The following is a 20,387-nucleotide window of genomic DNA, read 5'->3' on the forward strand; positions in this document are numbered from 1 at the left end:
GGCAGTGAAGCGCAGGACGGTAGTCATGGGCATCGGCGCGACCGCCGGTGTCGCGGCGGTCGGCGGCATCGCGCTCAGCGCGAACGCGTCGAGCGGCTCGAAGTCGTCCTCGTCCTCCTCGGACACCCTGGTCTTCGACCCGGACGCCTACACGAAGCTGACGAAGACCGTCACGGACACCGAAGGCACGGAGCACACGGTCGTCTACCACTTCTGGAAGGCGATCACGTACGTCGCCGACCCGGTGGACGCCACCTACCAGTCCCTGATCGTCAGCTCCCCGGTGTCGGTCGACGGCAAGGCGGTCGACGCGAGCAACGCCCCGATCCTGCTCGCCAACTCCATCGGCGGCTACCTTCCCGCCTCCGTGGCGACCGCCACCGAGGTCGGCGGCGGCGGTTCGGCGATGGGCGGCGGCGCGGCCCCGAGCGGTGCCCCCAGCTCTTCAGCCTCGGCCTCCACTTCCACTTCCGCAAGCGCCTCCGCCCCCGGCGCCAACGGCAACACCAACGCCACCGGCGGCGCCACCTCCAGCAACCAGCTCCTCGCGCTGGCCGCCGGCTACGTCGTCATCGAGCCCGGCGCCCGCGGCCGTACCCTCAAGAACTCCGGCGGCGCGTACTACGGCACCGCCCCGGCCGCGATCGTCGACCTCAAGGCGGCCGTCCGGTACGTGCGGTCCAACAAGGGGCGCATCCCCGGCGACGTCGAGCGCATCGTCTCCGCGGGGACCAGCGCGGGCGGCGCGCTGTCGTCCCTGCTGGGCGCGTCCGGCGACAGCCCGATCTACGACAAGTACCTGAAGGAGCTGGGCGCGGCCGACGCCTCCGACGCGATCTTCGCGACCGGCGCCTGGTGCCCGATCACCGACCTGGAGCACGCCGACGGCGCCTACGAGTGGAACTGGGGCGCCAACGACCTGAGCACCGGCAAGACGCTCGACCAGACGGTCTCCAAGGCGCTGCAGGCGCAGTTCGCCGAGTACCAGGCCGGCCTGAAGCTGCGCGGCCTCGGCGGCTTCGGTCCGCTGAACGCCCGCAACCTCGACGCGTACATGGTCGAGCAGTACCTGGAGCCCTCGGCGACCACGTACCTCGCAGCGCTCTCGGACTCCGCCCGCGCGACCTACCTGAAGGCCAACACCTTCATCACCTGGTCCGGCGGCAAGGCCACCTTCACCTGGGCCGACTTCCTCACCCACGTCGGCGCCCGCAAGAAGGACGCCCCCGCCTTCGACGCCTTCGACCTGTCGGCCGGCGAGAACAACGAGTTCGGCACGGGCACGACCCTGGCCCGCCACTTCACGGCGTACGGCGCGAAGAACGACTCAACAGGCCTGAGCAGCAAGCGGGTTCCGAGCGACGTCCCCGCGAAGCTCGACCTGATGAACCCGATGTACCACCTGGTCGAGAAGGTCAACCCGAACCGTTCGAAGCACTGGTGGATCCGCCTCGGCACCAAGGACTCGGACACCGCGCTGACGGTCGCCGCCAACCTCGCCGCCCGTCTCGACAACCTGGGCGACGACGTGAACCACATCTACTACTGGGACGAGGGCCACGGCGCCAACACCGACCCGGGCGACTTCATCACGTGGATCGCCCAGGTGACGGGCCACAAGGCCAAGCGCGGCAAGTAGACACCAAGGACGCGGTACCGGTTTCCCGTCATACATTCCGGTCGCCGCCAGCACGACGCCGAGCCCCTCCGCGCACGATGCGGGCTCGGCGTCGTGTGTTCTCCCGGCCGCGGCGCCTTCATCCGCACTCCACAACCAACGGCTCCACATCCCACAACCAGAGGCCCTACGCCACCGACCTCACCCACTCCTCCACACCCGTGATCGATCCGCAACCAATTCCGGGCTTGACCGAGACCCATCAACGTGGGATGTGATTACGCTCGCGCTCATGGCCGACTCCACAGCGTCCCCGAACCCCGCGGCGCAGAACCACGCAGACCGCCCCGTGTACGTCATCGGCGGCGGCCCCGGCGGTCTCGCCGCCGCGTACGCGCTGCGCGCGCAGGGCATCCGTGCCGTCGTACTGGAGAAGTCGGACCGGGTCGGAGCGTCCTGGCGGAGGCACTACGACCGCCTCCACCTGCACACCACCCGGCGGCTGTCGAGCCTGCCCGGGCTCACCATCCCGCGCCGGTTCGGCCGCTGGGTCTCGCGGGACGACGTGGTGCGCTATCTGGAGAAGTACGCCGAGGTCCACGAGCTGGAGATCGTCACCGGCGTCGAGGTCTCCCGCGTCGAGCGCTCGGCCGACGGCACCGGCTGGCTGCTGCACGCCACCGGCGGCCGCGAACTGACCGGCAGCGCGGTCGTCATCGCCACCGGCACCAACCACACCCCCCGCATCCCCGACTGGCCCGGCCGCGACGCCTACACCGGCCGGCTCCTGCACGCCGCCGACTACCGCGCCGCCCAGCCCTACGCCGGCCAGGACGTCCTGGTCGTCGGCATCGGCAACACGGGCGCGGAGATCGCCGTCGACCTGGTGGACGGCGGAGCATCCCGCGTCCGCCTCTCCGTCCGCACCGCCCCGCACATCCTGCGCCGCTCGACCGCGGGCTGGGCGGCCCAGTACACAGGCGTTCTCGTACGACGGCTGCCGGTCGGTCTGGTCGACCGGCTCGCGGGGCCGGTGTCCAAGGTCAGCGTGCCGGACCTGTCGGCGCAGGGGCTGCCGCGTCCCGAGACCGGGCTGTACAGCCGGGTCAAGGAGGGGTCGATCCCGGTGCAGGACGTCGGGCTGATCGACGCCGTGCGCAAGGGGCGGGTCGAGATCGTGCCGGCCGTGGAGAGCTTCGAGGACGGCAAGGTGGTCCTCGCCGGCGGCGACCGCATCGGGCCGGACGTCGTGATCGCGGCCACGGGTTACGTCCGCTCCCTGGAGCAACTCGTCGGCCACCTCGGTGTGTTGGACGCCCGCGGCAAGCCGGTCGTGAACGGCGCCCGCACCCCGAAGGACGCGCCCGGCCTGTACTTCACCGGCTTCACCAACCCCATCAGCGGCATGCTCCGCGAACTGGCCATCGACGCGGAGAAGATCGCGAAGGCGGTCGCCAAGGAGACCAGGAAGCTCTCGAAGAAGGGCTCGAAGGCAGCCTCGAAGGGGGTCCCGGCCGCGTCCTGACCCGGGGTCCGTCCGTGTCCGTCCGTTCTTTGCGTGCACGACAGTTCCTGACGGACTGTCAGTTCGTTAATCTGACACTGCGTCAGTTAATTGCGCTGGCATGACTGTCACGACTGTCACACAGGAGCGGGGCGGACCGATGCTTGGATCAACCCACGGCACCCTCACCACCGACTCCCGCCGGGCCCGGGTCATCGCCTGCGGTGAGCAACCCGGCCCCGCCGTCCACGGCAGGCCCGCGGACGTCGACGATCTCGACGTCAGCGGGCGGCCGTTGTACGCGGGCGTTCCCGACCTGGACCGTTTCTTCCGCCCCGAGTCGGTCGCCGTGATCGGCGCCTCGGACGCGGAGGGCCGCCCGAACACGGGCATCACCCGCCAACTCATGGCCTGGGCCGGCCGAGTTGGGGCCCGCCTGCACCCGGTGCACCCCACCCGTGCCACGGTCTTCGACGTCCCCTGCTTCCCCTCCATCGCCGACCTCCCCGAACAGGTCGACCTGGCCGTGGTGCTGGTGGCCGACCCGCTCCCCGTGATCGAGCAACTCGCCGAGGCGAAGGTGAAGTTCGCGGTCGCCTTCGCGTCGGGCTTCGCGGAGACCGGCGAGGAGGGGGCGCTGGCGCAGGCCCAACTAGCCGCCGCCGTAGGCCGATCCGGCCTCCGCCTCCTCGGCCCGAACACCAACCTCAACGCCTTCGAGAACTTCCGCGAGGACCTGGACGGCCCCGCGATAGCCCTCATCACTCAGTCCGGCCACCAGGGCCGCCCGGTCTTCGCCCTCCAGGAACTCGGCATCCGCCTCTCCCACTGGGCCCCCACCGGCAACGAAGCCGACCTGGAGACGGCCGACTTCATCTCCTACTTCGCCGAACGCCCCGAAGTGGGCGCCATCGCCTGCTACGTCGAGGGCCTCAAGGACGGCCGTTCCTTCCTCCTGGCCGCCGACCGCGCCGCCCGCCGCAAGGTCCCGGTGGTCGCGGTGAAGGTCGGCCGCACGGAGACTGGCGCCCGTACGGCCGCCTCCCACACCGGCAAACTCACCGGCGCGGACACGGTGGTGGACGCGGCGATGCGCCAGTACGGCGTGATCCGCGTCGACGGCCTGGACGAACTCCAGGACACGGCGGCCCTGTTGGCGCGGGCGAAGGCCCCGGTGGCCGAGGGGGTGGTCGTGTACTCGATCTCCGGCGGCACGGGCGCCCACTTCGCCGACCTGGCGAGCGAGGCGGGACTGCGGCTGCCGCAGCTGTCGGACGCGAAACAGTCCGAACTCCACGAGTGGATACCGCCGTACCTGAGTGTGGCGAACCCGGTGGACAACGGCGGTCACCCGGTGGGCGACTGGCGCGGCCGGAAGATCATCGACGCGATCCTGGACGACCCGGAGGTAGGGGTGCTGGTCTGCCCCATCACGGGCCCGTTCCCGCCGCTGAGCGACAAGCTCGTGGAGGACCTGGTGGCCGCGGCGGAGGAGACGGACAAGCTGGTGTGTGTGGTGTGGGGCTCACCGGTGGGCACCGAACCGGCGTACCGCGAGCGGCTGTTGGGCTCATCCCGGGTGGCGACCTTCCGCACGGTGGGCAACTGCATCACAGCCCTCCACGCCTACTTCTCCCACCACCGCTTCGTCCACGCCTACCGCTCCCCCTTCGACGAGGCCCCCCGCGCCGTCTCCCCCTCCTTCCGCAAGGCCGAGGCCCTGATGCGCCCGGGCCAGCAGCTGAGCGAACACGCGGCGAAACAACTCCTGCGGGCCTACGGGATCCGGGTCCCCCGCGAGCAGTTGGTGACCAGCGCGGCAGCGGCCGTACGGGCGGCGGGACTGGTGGGCTACCCGGTGGTGATGAAGGCGTCCGGCGCGCAGATAGCGCACAAGACGGAACTGGGCCTGGTGAAGGTGGGCCTGACCTCGGCGAGCCAAGTCCGGGACGCGTACCGCGAGTTGACGGACATCGCCCGCTACGAGGACGTGACCCTCGACGGTGTCCTCGTCTGCCAGATGGTCGAACGGGGCGTCGAGATGGTCGTGGGCGTCACCCAGGACGAGTTGTTCGGCCCGACGGTGACGGTGGGGCTGGGCGGGGTGCTGGTGGAGGTCCTGCGGGACGTGGCGGTACGGGTGCCGCCGTTCGGCGAGGAGGCGGCGCGCGACATGCTCGGCGAGTTGCGCGGGAGGCCGTTGCTGGACGGGGTACGGGGACGCCCCCCGGCGGACCTCGACGCCCTGGTCGAGGTGATCCTCCGGGTACAGCGCATGGCCCTCGAACTGGGCGATGTGCTCTCGGAGTTGGACATCAACCCGCTGATGGTGCTGCCCAGGGGGCAGGGCGCGGTGGCGTTGGACGCGTTGGCGGTGTGCCGATGACCGAGATCGTGTACACAGTCTCCGGCCAGGTCGCGTACGTCACGCTCAACCGCCCCGAGGCCCTGAACGCGATCACCCCGCCCCAACGGGACCGCCTGATAACCCTGTTGGGAGAGGCCTCGGCGGACCCCTCCGTACGGGCAGTGGTCCTCACCGGCACCGGCCGGGGCTTCTGCGCGGGCGCGGACCTGCGGGGCGGTGGAGCTTCAGCTGGTGACGAACGGGTGGCCGGTGACGTCGCCCGGGTGATCCGCCAGGGCGCGCAACGCCTGATCGCCGCCGTCCTGGACTGCGAGAAACCGGTGATCGCGGCGGTGAACGGCACGGCGGCCGGCCTCGGCGCCCACCTGGCCCTGGCCTGCGACCTCGTACTGGCCGCGGAATCGGCGAGGTTCATCGAGGTCTTCGTACGCCGCGGCCTGGTCCCGGACGGCGGCGGCGCGTATCTGCTCCCCCGCTTGATCGGCCCACAGCGCGCGAAGGAGCTGATGTTCTTCGGCGACGCGGTGAGCGCGACGGACGCGGAACGGCTCGGCCTGGTCAACAGGGTCGTACCGGATGAGGAGTTGGAGAAGACAGCCCGGGAATGGGCGGAACGCCTCGCCGCCGGCCCGACCCGCGCCCTCGCCCTCACCAAGCAGCTCGTCAACGCGTCCCTGGACAGCGACCGTACGACCGCCTTCGCGGCGGAGGCGGCGGCACAGGAGATCAACATGACGACGGAGGATGCGCGGGAGGGGGTGGCGAGCTTCGTGGAGCGGCGGAGTCCGGAGTACCGGGGGCGGTGACCCTCTGGCTTTACCTCGCTAAACGGTTCGCGTGTCCGGGGCGGTCACTTCTAACGTGCCTCAAGTGATGAGTGCCGACGAGGTGTTGTTCGTCCTGGAGCTGCTGCGCCGCGCGGAGGCCGACGTCTGGATCGGTGGCGGCTGGGGCGTCGACGCCCTGGTCGGCGAGCAGACCCGGGACCATCGCGACCTGGACCTGATGCACCGCCGGGAGCAGGAGGACGCGGTGCTGGCGGTGCTCTCCGTCGAGGGCTTCGTGGAGAGCCTGGACCGGCGGCCGGTCCGCTTCGTCGTGACGGCTCCGGACGGGCGCGAGATCGACCTGCACCCCCTGGTCTTCGCCGCCGACGGCTCAGCGACACAGGCGTCACCCGAACCGGAACACCCCTTCGCCTACCCGTCCTCGTGCTTCGTGACGGGCACGGTCAAGGGGACGCCGGTCCCGTGCCTGTCCGCGGAGCAGCAGGTCCACTTCCACCAGGGATACGAGCCGTCGGGACGCGACCGGCACGACATGGCACAACTCCGCCGTGTCTTCGGAATCGGCACGCACTTCTGACGCACGCTCGCCGTCCCGGTCGCGTCGCTAATCTGTTCGCGTGATGCCGAACGACGACCGCGAGTTCCCCGCGCCGCTTGCCGCCGCCATGGCGGTTCGGCTCGATCTCGTCGGTGAGGACGGTGTCGACTTCGAGCCCTTCGAAGCGTTCTTGCCCGCCGGTGAGACGACCGACTGGTTCCGGGCGTGGACCGGCAACGGTGAGGTGGACGGGGACGGCTTCCGGGTGTTCGGGCAGGACGGCACCGGTGGGTACGCCGCGTTCTGGCTGGTCCGCGCAGGTCGCGCGCTGGTTGAGCAACCCGTCGTCTTCCTCGGCTCCGAGGGGGAGACCGGTATCGTCGCCCGCGACCTGGGCGCCTTCCTGTGGGTGTTGGCCGATGGTTTCGGCCCATGGGAAGCAGCCGTCTCGTACGAGCCCGAACCCGACTGGATCCCCCGTCCCCACCGTGAACTGACCGCCGTCGCGGAACAGTTCGCACCGCACCGTCGCGCGACCGCGGCCGTCGTGATCGAGCAGGCCACGCGGGAGTTCCCCGACTTCGACGACATCATCATGAAGCTGGTTCGCTGAACTCCGCGCGGGCCCCCGGCAGTTGTGCGGGTCAGTCCAACAGGCCGTCGTAGTCCGGGAGTTTGTACGTCGTGTCGGCGTAGCCGCCCGAGAGGTCGGTCGTGTTGTTGCCGATGTCGGCGATGATGTCGTAGCCGTTCGCCTCGATCGCCTTGCGCTGGGAGGTCTTGAAGTCGGCGATGGACTCGGTCAGGAGCTGGGCGACCGTGCGGGCGTAGAGGCCGTCGACCGTGTAACCGACCGTCGTCAGGTTGGACTTGGTGACCGCGTTGAAGAGATTGCTGCGGGCGCTGACGAAGAACACGCTGATGCCCTTGGCGTGCGCGTCCTGGGCGAGGGCGAGGACCGGCGGGGTGGCGGGGACGGTGATGCCACCCTCGAAGTAGGTCTCCAGCGAGGTGTTGTCGACGTCGAGGACGATCGCCTGCTTGGCGCCCGAGGTGTTCGCGGCGGCACGGGAGTCGATGTAGGTCTGCGCGGGGCCGGTGACGGCGGCGACGTCGGTCAGCCACTGGGACTCGGTCACGGTCGAGTCGGCGGCCTGCGCGGGCAGGGCGGCGGCGAGCGTCAGGGCGAGGCCGGCGACGGCGGCCACGGCTCCGCCGCGTGCGGTGAGACGGTTCATCGTGTGGGTGCTCCTCAGGTCACGGCTGCCACCGGTGATGTGGTGGTGGCGGTCGTTCCGCAACACTGCTGGGGGTCGGCGTGCGGGAGGTGACCCGGGGAGGTCCATGGGGCGACGTAACACCCATGATCTGACCGGCAGTCTGTGAATTGGCCCAGCACAGAGCCGATTCGGGCCGGTCCGCGATACCGGATGCCAACAGGCCCGTACCCCTTCCTATCTGATGATCCGTCAGCTTCAATGGGTGATGTGATGGGACACGCAGGGGCGGCCGCGGCCGCCGTCCGGTACCTCAGGTCGGCCGCAAGCGCTCCGGCCGCGCAGCCTGTCGAGGCGCTGCCGCGGCCGGAGCTTCGGTGTGTCACGGACGACGAGCGGGCACCGGTCGACCAGGGTCAATTCCGGCGCGTACTGGGCACGTTCGCGACCGGCGTCACCGTGATCACCGCCCCCGCGGCCGAGGGCGAACCGGGTCCCGCCGGCTTCGCCTGCCAGTCCTTCTCCGCCCTCTCCCTCGACCCGCCCCTCGTCGTCTTCATGGTCGGCCGTACGTCGACGACCTGGCCGCGCATCGCCCGCGCCGGCGTCTTCTGCGTCAACGTACTCGCCGCCCACCAGGGCGAGTTGTGCCGCGGCTTCGCGGTACCCGGCACGGACAAGTTCGCGGACGTCCCCTACGACGCCTCCCCCGTCTCCGGTTCCCCCCGCCTCGCCGACGCCGCGGCCTGGATCGACTGCACGATCCACGCGGTGCACACCGGGGGCGACCACCTGATCGTGGTGGGACGGGTGGACGGGCTGGGGGCCGACGAGGGTGAGGGAACACCCCTGTTGTTCCACAAGGGCCGCTTCCTCTGACCATCACCAGGACATCCGGCCGTCACTAGGACAGGACCTGTCCTATCCCGCCCCTATCGTCACGCCCGAAACCCGGCAGCGACGAAGGGAACCCGACGATGCCCCAGCACACCACCTCCGCCCCGGAGGGCTACACCACCGTCTCCCCCTGGGTCGTCACCGACGACACGGGAGCCTTCCTCGACTTCGTCGCCGCGGCGTTCGGCGGGGCGGAACTCGGGCGGGTGGTGACCGAGGGCGGAGCGATCGGGCACGGTGAGATCCGGGTCGGCGACACGGTCGTGCTGGCCTTCGACCGGGCCCCGGACTGGCCCGTCATGCCGAGCCTGCTCCGCGTGTTCGTGCCCGACGCGGACGAGGCGTTCACCCGGGCCGTCGACGCCGGCGGCCGCGTCGTCACACACCTGGCGAACGACGCCTTCGGACAGCGCGGCGGGCGGATCAAGGACCCCTTCGGCAACATCTGGTGGGTGGTCGCCCACGTGGAGGACGTCCCCGAGGACGAGATGTGGGAGCGGCTACGGCAACCCGAGTACGCCGAGGTCATGCGCGTCGCCCAGGAGACGTTCGACGCCGAACTCAGCGGCCGGGGTCGCGGGCGCAGCAGCGCGCCCGTGCGGACGAGTGCTCCTGAGTAACCCGCACGCCGATCTGAGCCCACGTACTCATGAAGGTCCACCCCGCCTCCGGCAGCCTTGCTCCCAGACCGATTCGAGCATCTGACCGGGGGACCCCAACCATGAGCAAGCGCACGCGAGTCGCCGTTCTCACGTCCGTCCTGATATCCACCGCCGGGCTGCTGTCGGCCTGCTCGTTCTCCACGGCGGACGCCATGTGCGGCGGGGGCGAGTACCCGGTCCTGGCCGTGGGCAGCACCGCGGGCGGCGCCTGCGTGAAGAACGGCGACACCCCGCCGAGCGGCTATGCGCGGTACCCGAAGGGGAAGCTGCCGCAGCACGTCGACGACAAGTGGGACACGTACTGGCAGACCCACACCGTGGACGAGAAGGGGAACATCACCTCCGCCCCGTAGCCGTCACGCCACCGCGACCGCGACCGTCCCCACGACCGGCCGCCGCCGGATCACCAGCGCCATCAGTGCCGCCACCGCGCACAACGCCCCCGACACGTACCAGACCATGTCGTACGTCCCGAACGCGTCCCGGGCGACCCCGCCCAGGAAGGCGACGAGCGCCGCGCCGATCTGGTGGGAGGCGAGGACCCAGCCGAAGACGATCGCGCTGTCCTCGCCGTACTGCTCGCGGCACAGGGCGAGGGTCGGGGGGACCGTGGCGACCCAGTCGAGGCCGTAGAAGACGATGAAGAAGAGCATCGGCGGGTGGACCGTGGGGGCCAGGAGCATGGGGAGGAAGAGGAGGGAGATGCCGCGCAGGGCGTAGTAGACGGCGAGCAGGCGGCGGGGTTCGAAGCGGTCGGTGAACCAGCCGGAGGCGATCGTGCCGACCACGTCGAAGACGCCGATCACCGCGAGCAGCGAGGCCGCCGCCGTGATGGGCATGCCGTGGTCGTGGGCGGCGGGCACGAAGTGGGTCTGGATCAGGCCGTTCGTGGACGCGCCGCAGATCGCGAAGGTGCCGGCCAGCAGCCAGAACGGGCCCGTGCGGACCGCCTTGAACAGGACCGTGACCGTCCGGCGGGCCGCCCCCGTCACCGGTTCCGGCTTCGGCACGAACTCGGTCGCCCCGTACGGCTTCACGCCCACGTCCGCCGGATGGTCCCGCAGCAGCAGCCACACGAAGGGCACCACCGCGAGGGCCGCGAGGGACACCGTGACAGCGGCCGGGCGCCAGCTGTGCTCCTCGACTATCCAGGACAGCAGCGGCAGGAAGATCAGCTGGCCGGACGCCGAGGCCGCCGTCAGGATGCCGGTGACCAGGCCCTTGCGTGCGGTGAACCAGCGGTTGGTGACCGTCGCCGCGAACGCGAGCGCCATCGAACCGCTGCCAAGACCCACCAACAGGCCCCAGCACAGCAGCAGTTGCCACGGCGCCGTCATCCACACCGTCAGCCCGGACCCGAGTGCGATCACGGTCAGCGCGACCGCGACCACGCGCCGGATACCGAAGCGGTCCATCAGCGCCGCCGCGAAGGGGGCTGTCAGCCCGTACAACGCGAGGTTGATGGACGCCGCCGCCCCGATCGTGCCGCGCGACCACCCGAACTCCTGGTGCAGCGGATCGATCAGCAGCCCGGGCAGCGAACGGAACGCCGCCGCACCGATGATCGTCACGAACGTGACGGCGGCGACGAACCAGGCGCGGTTGACGCGGGTACGACGGCTACCGCTACGGCTGCGGCTACTGGGCTCGTGGCCGGGCTCCCCGGCGGTGCCGGGACCGGGCGTGGCATCGGTTGTCTGCGTCACGTCAATGAGCTTCCGGCATCCCACCCCTCCCGAGCCACTGGCCCGAAGGACAGCATTCGCTAGAATCGGGCCATGACCCCAGCCTCAGAAGCCTCAGACCCCGCCACCACCGCCTTCCGCCCGCACCGCGTCGTCGTCCTCGCCCTCGACGGCCTCCTCCCCTTCGAGCTGGGCATCCCGCACCGCATCTTCGGCCGGCCCCGGGACACCGAGGGGCGGCTGCTGTACGAGGTCGTCACCTGCTCGGTCCGCCCGCCCGGCCCGGTCGACACCGACGCCGACTTCGCCATCCACGTCGCGAACGGCCCGGAGGCCCTCGCCACCGCCGACACCGTGATCGTCCCGGCGTCGTACGAACTCGGCCCGGTCTTCGAGAAGGGAGTCCTCACCCCCGAACTCGCCGCCGCCCTCGCCCACATCCGCCCCGGCACCCGCCTCGCCTCCATCTGCACCGGCGTCTACGTCCTCGCCGCCGCCGGTCTCCTCGACGGCCGCCCCGCCACCACGCACTGGGCCGACGCCGAACGCTTCCAGGAACTGTTCCCGCAGATCGAGGTCGACGCGGACGTCCTGTTCATCGACGACGGCGACGTCCTCACCTCCGCCGGTGTCGCCGCCGGTATCGACCTGTGCCTGCACATGGTCCGCCGCGACCACGGCACCGCGGTCGCCAACGACGTCGCCCGCCGCACCGTCGTACCGCCCCACCGCGACGGCGGCCAGGCCCAGTACATCCACCGCCCGGTCCCGGACCCGCAGGTGGCGACCACGACCGCCGCCCGCACCTGGGCCCTGGCCCGCCTCCACGAACCCATTCAGCTCCGGGACATGGCCGAGCAGGAGGCGATGTCCGTCCGCACCTTCACCCGCCGCTTCCGCGAGGAGGTCGGCATCAGCCCCGGCCAGTGGCTCACCCAGCAACGCGTCGAACGAGCCCGCCACCTCCTGGAATCCACCGACCTCTCCATGGACCAGGTCGCCACGGACGCCGGCTTCGGCACGGCCCAGTCCATGCGCCAGCACCTCCAAACGGCCCTCGGAGTCACCCCCACCGGCTACCGCCGCACCTTCCGAACGGGAGCAACGGAATCAACGGCAGCGACGGCAGCGACAGGGTCCAACGGCGGCTCCGAGCCCGACCGCACCACCGCCGACTCCGATCGCCACGGCACGATCGGCGCCCTCAACTGACCTGGCACCACGGCTCACTTGGCCCCGCGAACCGGCCAAGCACTACGGCTCACTTGGCACCCTCAGCACCCGCCCCAGCCCCAACACCCCCTAGTTCTACGACACCCCCACCACTCCCCTCCGCACACTCGACCCGTCTCGCCCGCCGTACCTCTCCCCACCACCCCACGCCAGTCATCGCCACGGTCAGGCACACCCCCGCCAGAATCGCCGTCGACGGCGCAGCCACCTTCAACAACGCACCGGCCAACGACCCCGTAGCCGCATACCCCACCCCCGACGCCGCGTACATCACGGAGTACCCCGCAGCCAACGCACCCGGCGGCAACACCTCACGCAGCGAGAGATTCCGGGTGAGCATCGCCCCCGACTGAAGCATGCCGCCCATGACCAACGCGACCGCGATCCCCACCGTGGCCGGTATCACCGCGGCCAGCGCCACACACACCGAGGTGCCTGCCATCAGCACCACGCTCCGGGTGCGCAACAGCCCCGGCCAGCCGCGCAAGCCGTAGACGAAGGCGCCCAGCCCGCCCCCCACCGCCATCCCGGTCAGCAGCGGACCCGACCAGCCGACGCCGATGCCGCGCTGTTCGAGGAGAGCCGGGAGGACAAGCTCCGACAGCCCGAGCAGGGCAAGGCTGGCCGCGCCCACGACATACACCGGCCAGGCCCCGACCAGCACCCGAAGCAGCGGAGCACCAGCCCCACCCTCACCGCCGCTCTCCCCGTCCGCGTCACCCGCACCCCACCGGGCCGGCAGCAGCCACAACCCCGCGACCGACCACGCCATCAACCCGGCCGCGAGCAACAAAGGAACTCTCGGCGCGACACCGAGCGCCAGCCCGGCCACCGCCGCCGGAGACGCGGCCCACACGCCCGCCGTGAGTATCGACTCGACGGACAAGGCCTGCGCCACGGACCGCGCCGGCACCAACTCGCTGAGCAGCGTGCGCAGTCCACCGGTGGCGGCGGCCGGCGCGCCCCCGGCGACGAACGCGAACCCGGCGAGCACGACAGGATGCGCCCCCGGAAACACCCCGAGCCCCAGAAACCCCACCGTCCCGACCGCGAGCCCGACGGCCAGCTGAACCCGGGCCCGCTCCGGCCGCAACCGCATCCCGAGCACCGGCGCCCCGCCGATCTCCCCCAGGACATAGGCCGCCGCGAGTATCGCGCCCAGCGAGTAACCCCCCGGCCGCTCGCGCACCAGGAAGACCAGGGCCAGCGGCGCCATGGCCACCGGCATCCGGGCGCCCATGGCGGTGCAGGCCCAGGTCAGGACCTGGCGGGAGACCACATCGCGGTAAGTCATGCCAAAACGCTACGGGCCGGGACCGACAACGCCCCACGGATTTTCCCCGCCTGTGGATAACTCCAGCCATGCAACCGTCAAGCACGCCCGGCGCCGCCGTCAGAACGTGAGAACCCCGCGCGCCACCCGCCCCGCCTCCGCGTCCTCCGCCGCCTTCTCGAAGTCCTCGACGGGATACGTCTCGGTCACCAACTCGTCGAGCAGCAACCGCCCTTCGCGATACAGCTGGGCGTACAGGGCGATGTCCCGCTGCGGCCGGGACGACCCGTACCGGCACCCGAGAATCGACTTGTCCAAATACATGGACGAGACGAGGAAGGACGCCTCGGCGGTAGCCGGCGGCACCCCGAGCAACACCGCCTGCCCATGCCGATCCAGCAGATCCACGGCCTGCCGTATCAACTCCACCCGCCCCACGCACTCAAAGGCGTGATCGGCCCCGTTCGGCAGAATCTCCCGCACACCCTCGGTCGACGTGAGGAAGTGCGTGGCTCCGAACTGCCGCGCCACCCCCTCTTTCCCGGGGTTCGCGTCGACGGCGACGATCGTCAACGCCCCCGCGATCCGCGCCCCTTGAAGAACATTGAGCCCAATGCCACCCGTCCCGATGACGACGACACTGTCCCCGAGACCGACCCGCGCCCGATTGAGCACAGCACCGACCCCGGTCAACACCCCGCACCCGATGAGCGCGGCGGACGGCATGGGGATGTCCTCCGGAATCCGCACGGCCTGCACGGCCTTCACCACGGTCCGTTCGGCGAAGGCGGAGTTGGAAGCGAACTGGTACACCGGCTGCCCGCCCCGCGTGAACGGCTTCCCCGGCCGCCCGATGGCCTGCCGGCACATGGTCGGCCGCCCCCGGTCGCACTCGGCGCACGTACCGCAGTTGGCGAGCGTGGACAGGGCGACATGGTCCCCGGGCGCGACATGGGTGACGCCCACACCCACGGCCTCGACCACCCCGGCACCCTCATGCCCCAGCACCACAGGTACGGGGAAAGGTATGGTCCCGTCCACCACAGACAGATCGCTGTGGCACAACCCGGCCGCCGAGATGGCGACCAGCACCTCACCGGGCCCCGGTTCCCGGACCTCCAGATCGTCCACGACCTGGATCTGCTTGCCGTCGAAGACCACACCGCGCATCAGACGACCCCCTTGGGTTCCCTGGGCAGACCGAGCACCCGCTCGGCGATGATCGTGCGCTGAACCTGGTCCGAGCCGCCGTAGATCGTGTCGGCCCGCGAAAAGAGGAACAGGTGCTGGAGCAGGTCGAGTTCGTACGTCAGGGACGGCGTCCAGTCCACCGGCCCGACCGTCGCCGCGGCCCCCCGCACCTGCATCGCCAACTCCCCGAGCCGCTGATGCCACCCGCCCCACAACAGCTTGGCCACGCTGGGAGCCCCCGCGTCGCCGGCCCGCCCCAGGGTCCGCAGGGCGTTCCACCGCATGGCCTTCAACTCGGCCCACTGCCGCACGAGTCGATCGCGCAGGACGGGATCGCCAACGGCCCCCGAGGCAACGGCGGCCTCCACCACCCGCCCCAACTCACTTGCGAACCCGATCTGTTGGGCCAGGGTCGACACCCCCCGCTCGAACCCGAGCAGGCTCATGGCAACGGCCCACCCCTGGCCCTCCCCGCCCACAAGATGCTCGGCACGCACGCGTGCCCCGTCAAAAAACACCTCGTTGAACTCACTGGTCCCGGTCAACTGCCGTATGGGCCGCACCTCGACGCACCCCGGCTGGTCCATCGGCACCAGCAGAAAACTCAATCCCCGATGCCGCCGCGACCCCACCTCGGTCCGAGCCAACACAAAACACCAGTCGGCCTCATGGGCGAGTGAGGTCCAGATCTTCTGCCCGGTGACCCGGTATTCCCCACCGTCCCGCACAGCAACAGTCCGCACCCCGGCAAGATCAGACCCAGCCCCCGGCTCGCTGTACCCCTGACACCAGAGTTCGTCCCCCGCAGCGACAGCAGGCAGGAAACGGGACTTCTGCTCATCGGTCCCATGCGCGATGAGCGTAGGAGCCAGCAGATTCTCCCCAATATGCCCAGACCGAGGCGGCGCATCCGACCGCGCATACTCCTCGGCCCAGGCGACTTGTTGAGTAAGACTGACGCTGCGATTCCCGTACCCGGACTCGGGCCAACCCAGCCCTATCCACCCATTCTTACCGAGCGTCCGCTCCCACACCCGCCGATCCTGACCGGCCTCAGCATGCGCAAGAAGCCAAGCCCGAGCCTCAGCCCGAAACACTTCATCTTCGGCAGCGAATCCAAATTCCACAGGGGGCTCCCTAAGAACACCGTTCAGGTCAGTCACTTAAGGGGCGCGGGGAACTGCGCGACCAGCCACAAACAACCCGCACTCGCCCCACAACCGAACCGCCCACCCCACTAGGCGTTAGGCCGACTCCCCTCCCGCGCAGCCCTCTCCATCTCCTGCAACCGAGACAGCATCGGCATCGGATCCACCCCCACAGACCCCGGCAAAAACTCCGCGATCTTCTCAGCCGTCCACCCGCCGGAGGCATACGCAGCCCGCAGTTCCCGAGGCTGCGCCCACACCGCAATCTTCTCCCCGGCGACGGTATAAACCTGCCCGGTAATCCCAGCCTCCCGAGCCCGCTCGGACAACAAATAGACAACGAGCGCCGCCACATCCTCCGGCGACCCGATCTCCGCCAACTCCATAGGAACGTTGGCAGACATCCGCGTACGAGCAACAGGCGCCACCGCATTTGCGGTGACCCCATACTTGTTCAACCCCAGCGCGGCACTCCGCACCAGCGAGATAATCCCGCCCTTGGCCGCACTGTAATTGGCCTGAGAAACCGACCCTTGATGATTCCCGCTGGTGAACCCGATCAACGTCCCCGCCCGCTGCTTCCGCATGACAGCGGAAGCCGCCCGGAAAACGGTGAACGTCCCCTTCAGATGAGTGGCGAGAACGGGATCCCACTCCTCCTCGGACATATTGAAAAGCATCCGCTCCCGAAGAATCCCCGCAACGCACACCACCCCGTCGATCCGCCCGAACGAAGACACCGCGACATCAACAACCCGCTGCCCACCGGCCATCGTTGAGATGTCATCGGCAACGGCAACCGCCTCCCCACCCGCAGCCAAGATCTCCTTGACGACCCCCTCCGCGATCTCACTCGTGGGCGACGCCCCGTCCATAGAGACCCCGTAGTCGTTGACGACAACCCGTGCCCCCTCCGCCGCCGCCCCGAGCGCGACGGCTCGCCCGATCCCCCGCCCCGCGCCCGTCACGGCGATGACCTTGCCAGCCAAGAAGTTCCCCATGTCCGGCCCCTCCCGCGGTTTCTGACGGTCCGTTAGATTCGACTCAGATTCTACGACCCGTCAGATACCTGAGGACAAGCCCCGGGGAGGCCCCGATGTCACCGCAGACGTCACCGCCGTCACTTGGTCCGGAGTTCCACGACATCGCCAAGCGCGTGAACAACTGGGGCCGTTGGGGGTCGGACGACGAGATCGGCACGCTGAACCTGATCACCGACGAGGTGGTCCGAGCGGCCGCCGCCGAGATCCGGACCGGCCGCCGTATCCCGCTCGCCCTGCCCCTCCAACAGGACGGCGTCCAGACGGGGTTGATCCCCGGCCGGATCAACCCGCTGCACGCGATGGTGCAGATCAACCAGGAACTCTTCGGCCCGGGAACGGTCGCGTGCAGCGACGACGCCGTGACGATGGGGCTCCAGGCCGGCACCCACTGGGACGCGCTGACCCATGTCTCGCACTCCGGGAAGCTCTACAACGGCCGCCCGGCCGGCACCGTGACCCCGCACGGCGGCGCCGAGTTCAGCGGGATCGACAAGGCGCGGCACATCGTCTCGCGCGGGGTCCTGCTCGACGTGGCACGCGCGCGTGGCGTCGATCGGCTGGAGGGCGGGCACGCCGTCACCCCGGAAGACCTCGAAGCCGCCGAGGAGTTCGCCGGCACGCAGGTCCGCGCGGGCGACATCGTGCTCGTACGGACCGGGCAGGTGCAGGTGTATCTGGCCGGTGACAAGCACGGGTACGGCTATCCGTCACCCGGGCTGTCGGTCCGTACGCCGGAGTGGTTCCACGCGCGCGATGTCGCGGCGGTCGCCAACGACACCCTCACCTTTGAGATATTTCCGCCGGAAATAGACAACTTGTGGCTGCCGGTGCACGCACTCGACCTGGTCGAGATGGGGATGCTGCAGGGCCAGAACTGGAATCTCGAAGAGTTGTCCACAGCCTGTGGACAAGAGAACCGCCACACGTTCTTCCTGTCGGCGATGCCCGAACCTTTCGTGGGCGCGACGGGAACCCCGGTGGCCCCGATCGCCATCCTCTAGGACAGTCCGGTTTTGACGAGGGCCGGACTTACGGTCGGATGGCGGCGCGCTGCTGCCCGCCCCGAGCACGGCACCGCGTGCCGCCATCCGACTCCGGCGCCCCGTCCTGACCCCCGGCCCCGAGGGGGCCCACGCCGAACACGACCCACACTCGCCGAGGGCTCCCGTCACCGAAGCCCTCGCCGTCCCCTCGCGGCGAATCGCTGCCCACAAGCGTGACCACATGGTCACGTCGCGTCAACGCCCATCCGGGGATTTGTTCCGTAAGCCCCATTTATCGCAGGGCGCGCACGGAAGCACAGCCCGGCGCATCTCCGCCCGGCACTTGCAGGCAGCACCTACACGGCCTCGTACGCGAAGCCCTCGAACTCGAAGCCCTCGTACGCCGCGACACCGCCCCCGCACGCGGCCTCCCGGGGTTCACTGTCCCGGTCGATCTCGCACCAGATGCGCTTGCCGGTGCCCTCGGCGCTCCAGCCCCAGCGGTCGGCGAGGCCGTCCACGAGGGCCAGGCCGCGGCCGCCGGTCTCATCGCCGTCCGCGCAGCGCGGCACGGGCGCCTTGCAGCTGGTGTCGGCGACCTCCAGGCGCACGGTGGCCGACTCGGTCGCCACGTCCGGCAGGGAGAGCCGCAGCACGGCCGGACAGCCGGTGTGCACCACGGCGTTGGTGACCAGCTCGGAGACGAGCAGGATCAGCGTCTCCGCGAGCGGTTCGTCGGCCTCTATCCCGGACCCCGCGAGCCGGGAGCGCGCCCACCGTCGGGCCCGCCCCACCTCAGCGGGGTCGGGCCGGATCTCCAGCTGCACTTGAAGCACCTGCACCGCTCACACCATCCGAACCGGCGGACACTTAGCCTCGCGCCTCACGAGGGCCACGATCGTAGCCATTTCCTGCATGACCAGAACAACGGCCAGAACAAGGGTCACGGAACGTGAATCCCTTGCGAGACAGCATGATTGACGTTCAGTCACCCCAACAAGCGCTTCGGGCATATTCCAGCGCGAAGGAGTACGAGTGCGGGATACTGTGCGACGCTCGCCGCGGGGAGTCGAACAGGCAGGGGTGAAAGCCCGTTCTGCCGTGCGAGCGGCGGCGCGCACCGTCCGCTCCGGGGCCGCCTCGCAGGCAACTCCGGCATGGCTCGTACCTTGAACCACTCGCATCCCACACAAGGTACCGGAGCCCACAGACGACTCCAGGCCGTGACGAGTCACGCATAGGACACAACCCGATATCAACGCTCCGTGATTCCGCCGTGCCACGATCCGCGACACCGTTGTCGGGCCCGTCCCGGTCCCCGCAGGCAGGCGCCCCGCTAGGCCGCGCGGGCCAGCAGATCCGCCGCGAGCAGCTCCTCACTCTCCGTGTTACCACCACCACGCCGAGCGCGCACCCACGCCCGTTTCAGGTGCAGATGAACCTCGGACTCCCAGGTGAAGCCCATCCCGCCATGCACCTGCAGACAGTCCCGGGCCCCGCGCACAGCCGCTTCATCGGCGAGCAGCCGAGCCGCCGCGATGTCCACCGCATCCCCGGTCACAGCCGCCGCGTAAACGGCGGCCCGCGCCACCTCCACCCGCACCAACGACTGCGCACACAAATGCTTGACCGCCTGAAACGCCCCGATCGGCTGCCCGAACTGCTCACGCGTCCGGGCGTGTTGCACAGCAAGCCCGCACACACGCGCGGCGGTACCGAGCTGCTCGGCCGCAGTGAGAAGAACAGCAGCAGGGTCGGTACGCCCCGGAGCCGGCACCCGATGCAACGGCGTCAACGGATCCACCGACCGCAGCGCTACGGCCCCCTCGGCCCCCGGCAACACGACATCGGCCTCGTCCAGCCACTCCACGAGGCTCCCGTCGGCAGCGGCGACAACGGTCTCCCCACTGGCGGCCCCCGGCACCACCCCGGCAGCGAGATGCGTAGCCACCAAGGGCCCGGGCACCAACGCCCACCCAAGTTCCTCGAACGCCAACACAGCCTCGGGAAGCCCGAGTCCAGCCCCTCCATCAGCTTCGGCCAACCGCAGAGAGAACACCCCAAGGTCACCGAGGGCCCGCCACAAACCCCGGTCTATAAGGGGCGCGGGGCTGTGTTCATCAGCGGCTCCGCCGCGGGGCGCGACCAGCCACGACGAGCCGGCACCCGACCGACTACCGATCACGGCTCGCACCGCATCCCGCAACGCCCTTTGATCATCGGTGAGTTGAAACCGCAC

General features: G+C 70.0%; 19 protein-coding genes. 11 read left to right on the forward strand and 8 right to left on the reverse strand.

The genetic code is table 11. From position 1 onward, the window contains the following. The first annotated feature begins 25 nt into the window (after positions 1 to 25). The 6 genes from OG496_RS25720 to OG496_RS25745 all read left to right on the forward strand — a co-directional run bounded on the left by OG496_RS25720 (position 26) and on the right by OG496_RS25745 (position 7,429). Entirely contained in the window at positions 26 to 1,639 is a 1,614-nt protein-coding gene (locus tag OG496_RS25720; RefSeq protein ID WP_405972560.1) for a subtype B tannase, read from the forward strand. Positions 1,640 to 1,910: 271 nt separating this feature from the next. Further along, positions 1,911 to 3,143 (forward strand): flavin-containing monooxygenase, encoded by a 1,233-nt coding sequence (locus tag OG496_RS25725; RefSeq protein WP_405972561.1) that lies wholly within the window; start codon positions 1,911 to 1,913, stop codon positions 3,141 to 3,143. Between the two features lie 139 nt (positions 3,144 to 3,282). After that, positions 3,283 to 5,508: an acetate--CoA ligase family protein gene (locus OG496_RS25730; RefSeq protein WP_405972562.1), complete on the forward strand. Its 2,226-nt coding sequence runs from the start codon at positions 3,283 to 3,285 to the stop codon at positions 5,506 to 5,508. Further along, on the forward strand, positions 5,505 to 6,296 hold the full coding sequence (locus tag OG496_RS25735; RefSeq protein ID WP_405972563.1) for an enoyl-CoA hydratase/isomerase family protein: 792 nt from the start codon (positions 5,505 to 5,507) through the stop codon (positions 6,294 to 6,296). Before OG496_RS25730 ends, OG496_RS25735 begins: the two co-directional genes overlap by 4 nt. Positions 6,297 to 6,363: 67 nt before the next feature. Beyond that, positions 6,364 to 6,855: a nucleotidyltransferase domain-containing protein gene (locus tag OG496_RS25740; RefSeq protein ID WP_405976706.1), complete on the forward strand. Its 492-nt coding sequence runs from the start codon at positions 6,364 to 6,366 to the stop codon at positions 6,853 to 6,855. Positions 6,856 to 6,895: 40 nt separating this feature from the next. Further along, the gene (locus OG496_RS25745) at positions 6,896 to 7,429 is read left to right on the forward strand and encodes an SMI1/KNR4 family protein (protein WP_405972564.1); all 534 of its coding nucleotides are present in this window, start codon (positions 6,896 to 6,898) and stop codon (positions 7,427 to 7,429) included. Between the two features lie 31 nt (positions 7,430 to 7,460). Here OG496_RS25745 and OG496_RS25750 read toward each other — a convergent pair whose 3' ends face one another. Beyond that, positions 7,461 to 8,054, reverse strand: a complete 594-nt coding sequence (locus OG496_RS25750; protein ID WP_405972565.1) for an HAD family acid phosphatase — start codon at positions 8,052 to 8,054, stop codon at positions 7,461 to 7,463. A gap of 252 nt (positions 8,055 to 8,306) precedes the next feature. On the opposite strand from OG496_RS25750, the gene OG496_RS25755 reads away from it, so the two are divergent. The 3 genes from OG496_RS25755 to OG496_RS25765 all read left to right on the forward strand — a co-directional run bounded on the left by OG496_RS25755 (position 8,307) and on the right by OG496_RS25765 (position 9,945). Beyond that, positions 8,307 to 8,912 carry a flavin reductase family protein gene (locus tag OG496_RS25755; protein ID WP_366498871.1) on the forward strand — a complete coding sequence of 202 codons (606 nt, stop codon included), beginning with the start codon at positions 8,307 to 8,309 and terminating at the stop codon, positions 8,910 to 8,912. A 98-nt stretch (positions 8,913 to 9,010) separates the two neighbouring features. After that, positions 9,011 to 9,550: a VOC family protein gene (locus OG496_RS25760; RefSeq protein WP_405972566.1), complete on the forward strand. Its 540-nt coding sequence runs from the start codon at positions 9,011 to 9,013 to the stop codon at positions 9,548 to 9,550. Positions 9,551 to 9,651: 101 nt separating this feature from the next. Then, entirely contained in the window at positions 9,652 to 9,945 is a 294-nt protein-coding gene (locus OG496_RS25765) for an SCO0607 family lipoprotein (protein WP_405972567.1), read from the forward strand. Positions 9,946 to 9,948: 3 nt separating this feature from the next. On the opposite strand, the gene OG496_RS25770 is transcribed toward OG496_RS25765, so the two are convergent. Further along, positions 9,949 to 11,298 carry an MFS transporter gene (locus tag OG496_RS25770; protein ID WP_366498874.1) on the reverse strand — a complete coding sequence of 450 codons (1,350 nt, stop codon included), beginning with the start codon at positions 11,296 to 11,298 and terminating at the stop codon, positions 9,949 to 9,951. A gap of 72 nt (positions 11,299 to 11,370) precedes the next feature. Between OG496_RS25770 and OG496_RS25775 the strand changes: the two genes are divergently transcribed. Further along, positions 11,371 to 12,489 carry a GlxA family transcriptional regulator gene (locus OG496_RS25775; protein ID WP_405972568.1) on the forward strand — a complete coding sequence of 373 codons (1,119 nt, stop codon included), beginning with the start codon at positions 11,371 to 11,373 and terminating at the stop codon, positions 12,487 to 12,489. A gap of 49 nt (positions 12,490 to 12,538) precedes the next feature. Here the strand turns inward: OG496_RS25775 and OG496_RS25780 are convergent, their stop codons facing one another. The 4 genes from OG496_RS25780 to OG496_RS25795 form a co-directional block, all read right to left on the reverse strand. Then, positions 12,539 to 13,804, reverse strand: a complete 1,266-nt coding sequence (locus OG496_RS25780; protein ID WP_405972569.1) for an MFS transporter — start codon at positions 13,802 to 13,804, stop codon at positions 12,539 to 12,541. A 99-nt stretch (positions 13,805 to 13,903) separates the two neighbouring features. Further along, the gene (locus tag OG496_RS25785) at positions 13,904 to 14,953 is read right to left on the reverse strand and encodes a Zn-dependent alcohol dehydrogenase (protein WP_366498877.1); all 1,050 of its coding nucleotides are present in this window, start codon (positions 14,951 to 14,953) and stop codon (positions 13,904 to 13,906) included. Beyond that, positions 14,953 to 16,101: an acyl-CoA dehydrogenase family protein gene (locus tag OG496_RS25790; protein ID WP_405972570.1), complete on the reverse strand. Its 1,149-nt coding sequence runs from the start codon at positions 16,099 to 16,101 to the stop codon at positions 14,953 to 14,955. Before OG496_RS25790 ends, OG496_RS25785 begins: the two co-directional genes overlap by 1 nt. Before the next feature lie 110 nt (positions 16,102 to 16,211). Beyond that, positions 16,212 to 17,123, reverse strand: coding sequence for an SDR family oxidoreductase (locus OG496_RS25795; RefSeq protein WP_366498879.1), 912 nt, complete (start codon positions 17,121 to 17,123; stop codon positions 16,212 to 16,214). A gap of 95 nt (positions 17,124 to 17,218) precedes the next feature. On the opposite strand from OG496_RS25795, the gene OG496_RS25800 reads away from it, so the two are divergent. Continuing rightward, positions 17,219 to 18,166: a cyclase family protein gene (locus OG496_RS25800; protein WP_405972571.1), complete on the forward strand. Its 948-nt coding sequence runs from the start codon at positions 17,219 to 17,221 to the stop codon at positions 18,164 to 18,166. Between the two features lie 338 nt (positions 18,167 to 18,504). Here the strand turns inward: OG496_RS25800 and OG496_RS25805 are convergent, their stop codons facing one another. Then, positions 18,505 to 18,975, reverse strand: coding sequence for an ATP-binding protein (locus OG496_RS25805; RefSeq protein WP_366498908.1), 471 nt, complete (start codon positions 18,973 to 18,975; stop codon positions 18,505 to 18,507). 509 nt (positions 18,976 to 19,484) lie between these two features. Then, positions 19,485 to 20,387 (reverse strand): acyl-CoA dehydrogenase family protein, encoded by a 903-nt coding sequence (locus OG496_RS25810; protein WP_405972572.1) that lies wholly within the window; start codon positions 20,385 to 20,387, stop codon positions 19,485 to 19,487.

The sequence above is a fragment of the Streptomyces sp. NBC_00988 genome, assembly GCF_045162645.1.
GTDB lineage: Bacteria > Actinomycetota > Actinomycetes > Streptomycetales > Streptomycetaceae > Streptomyces.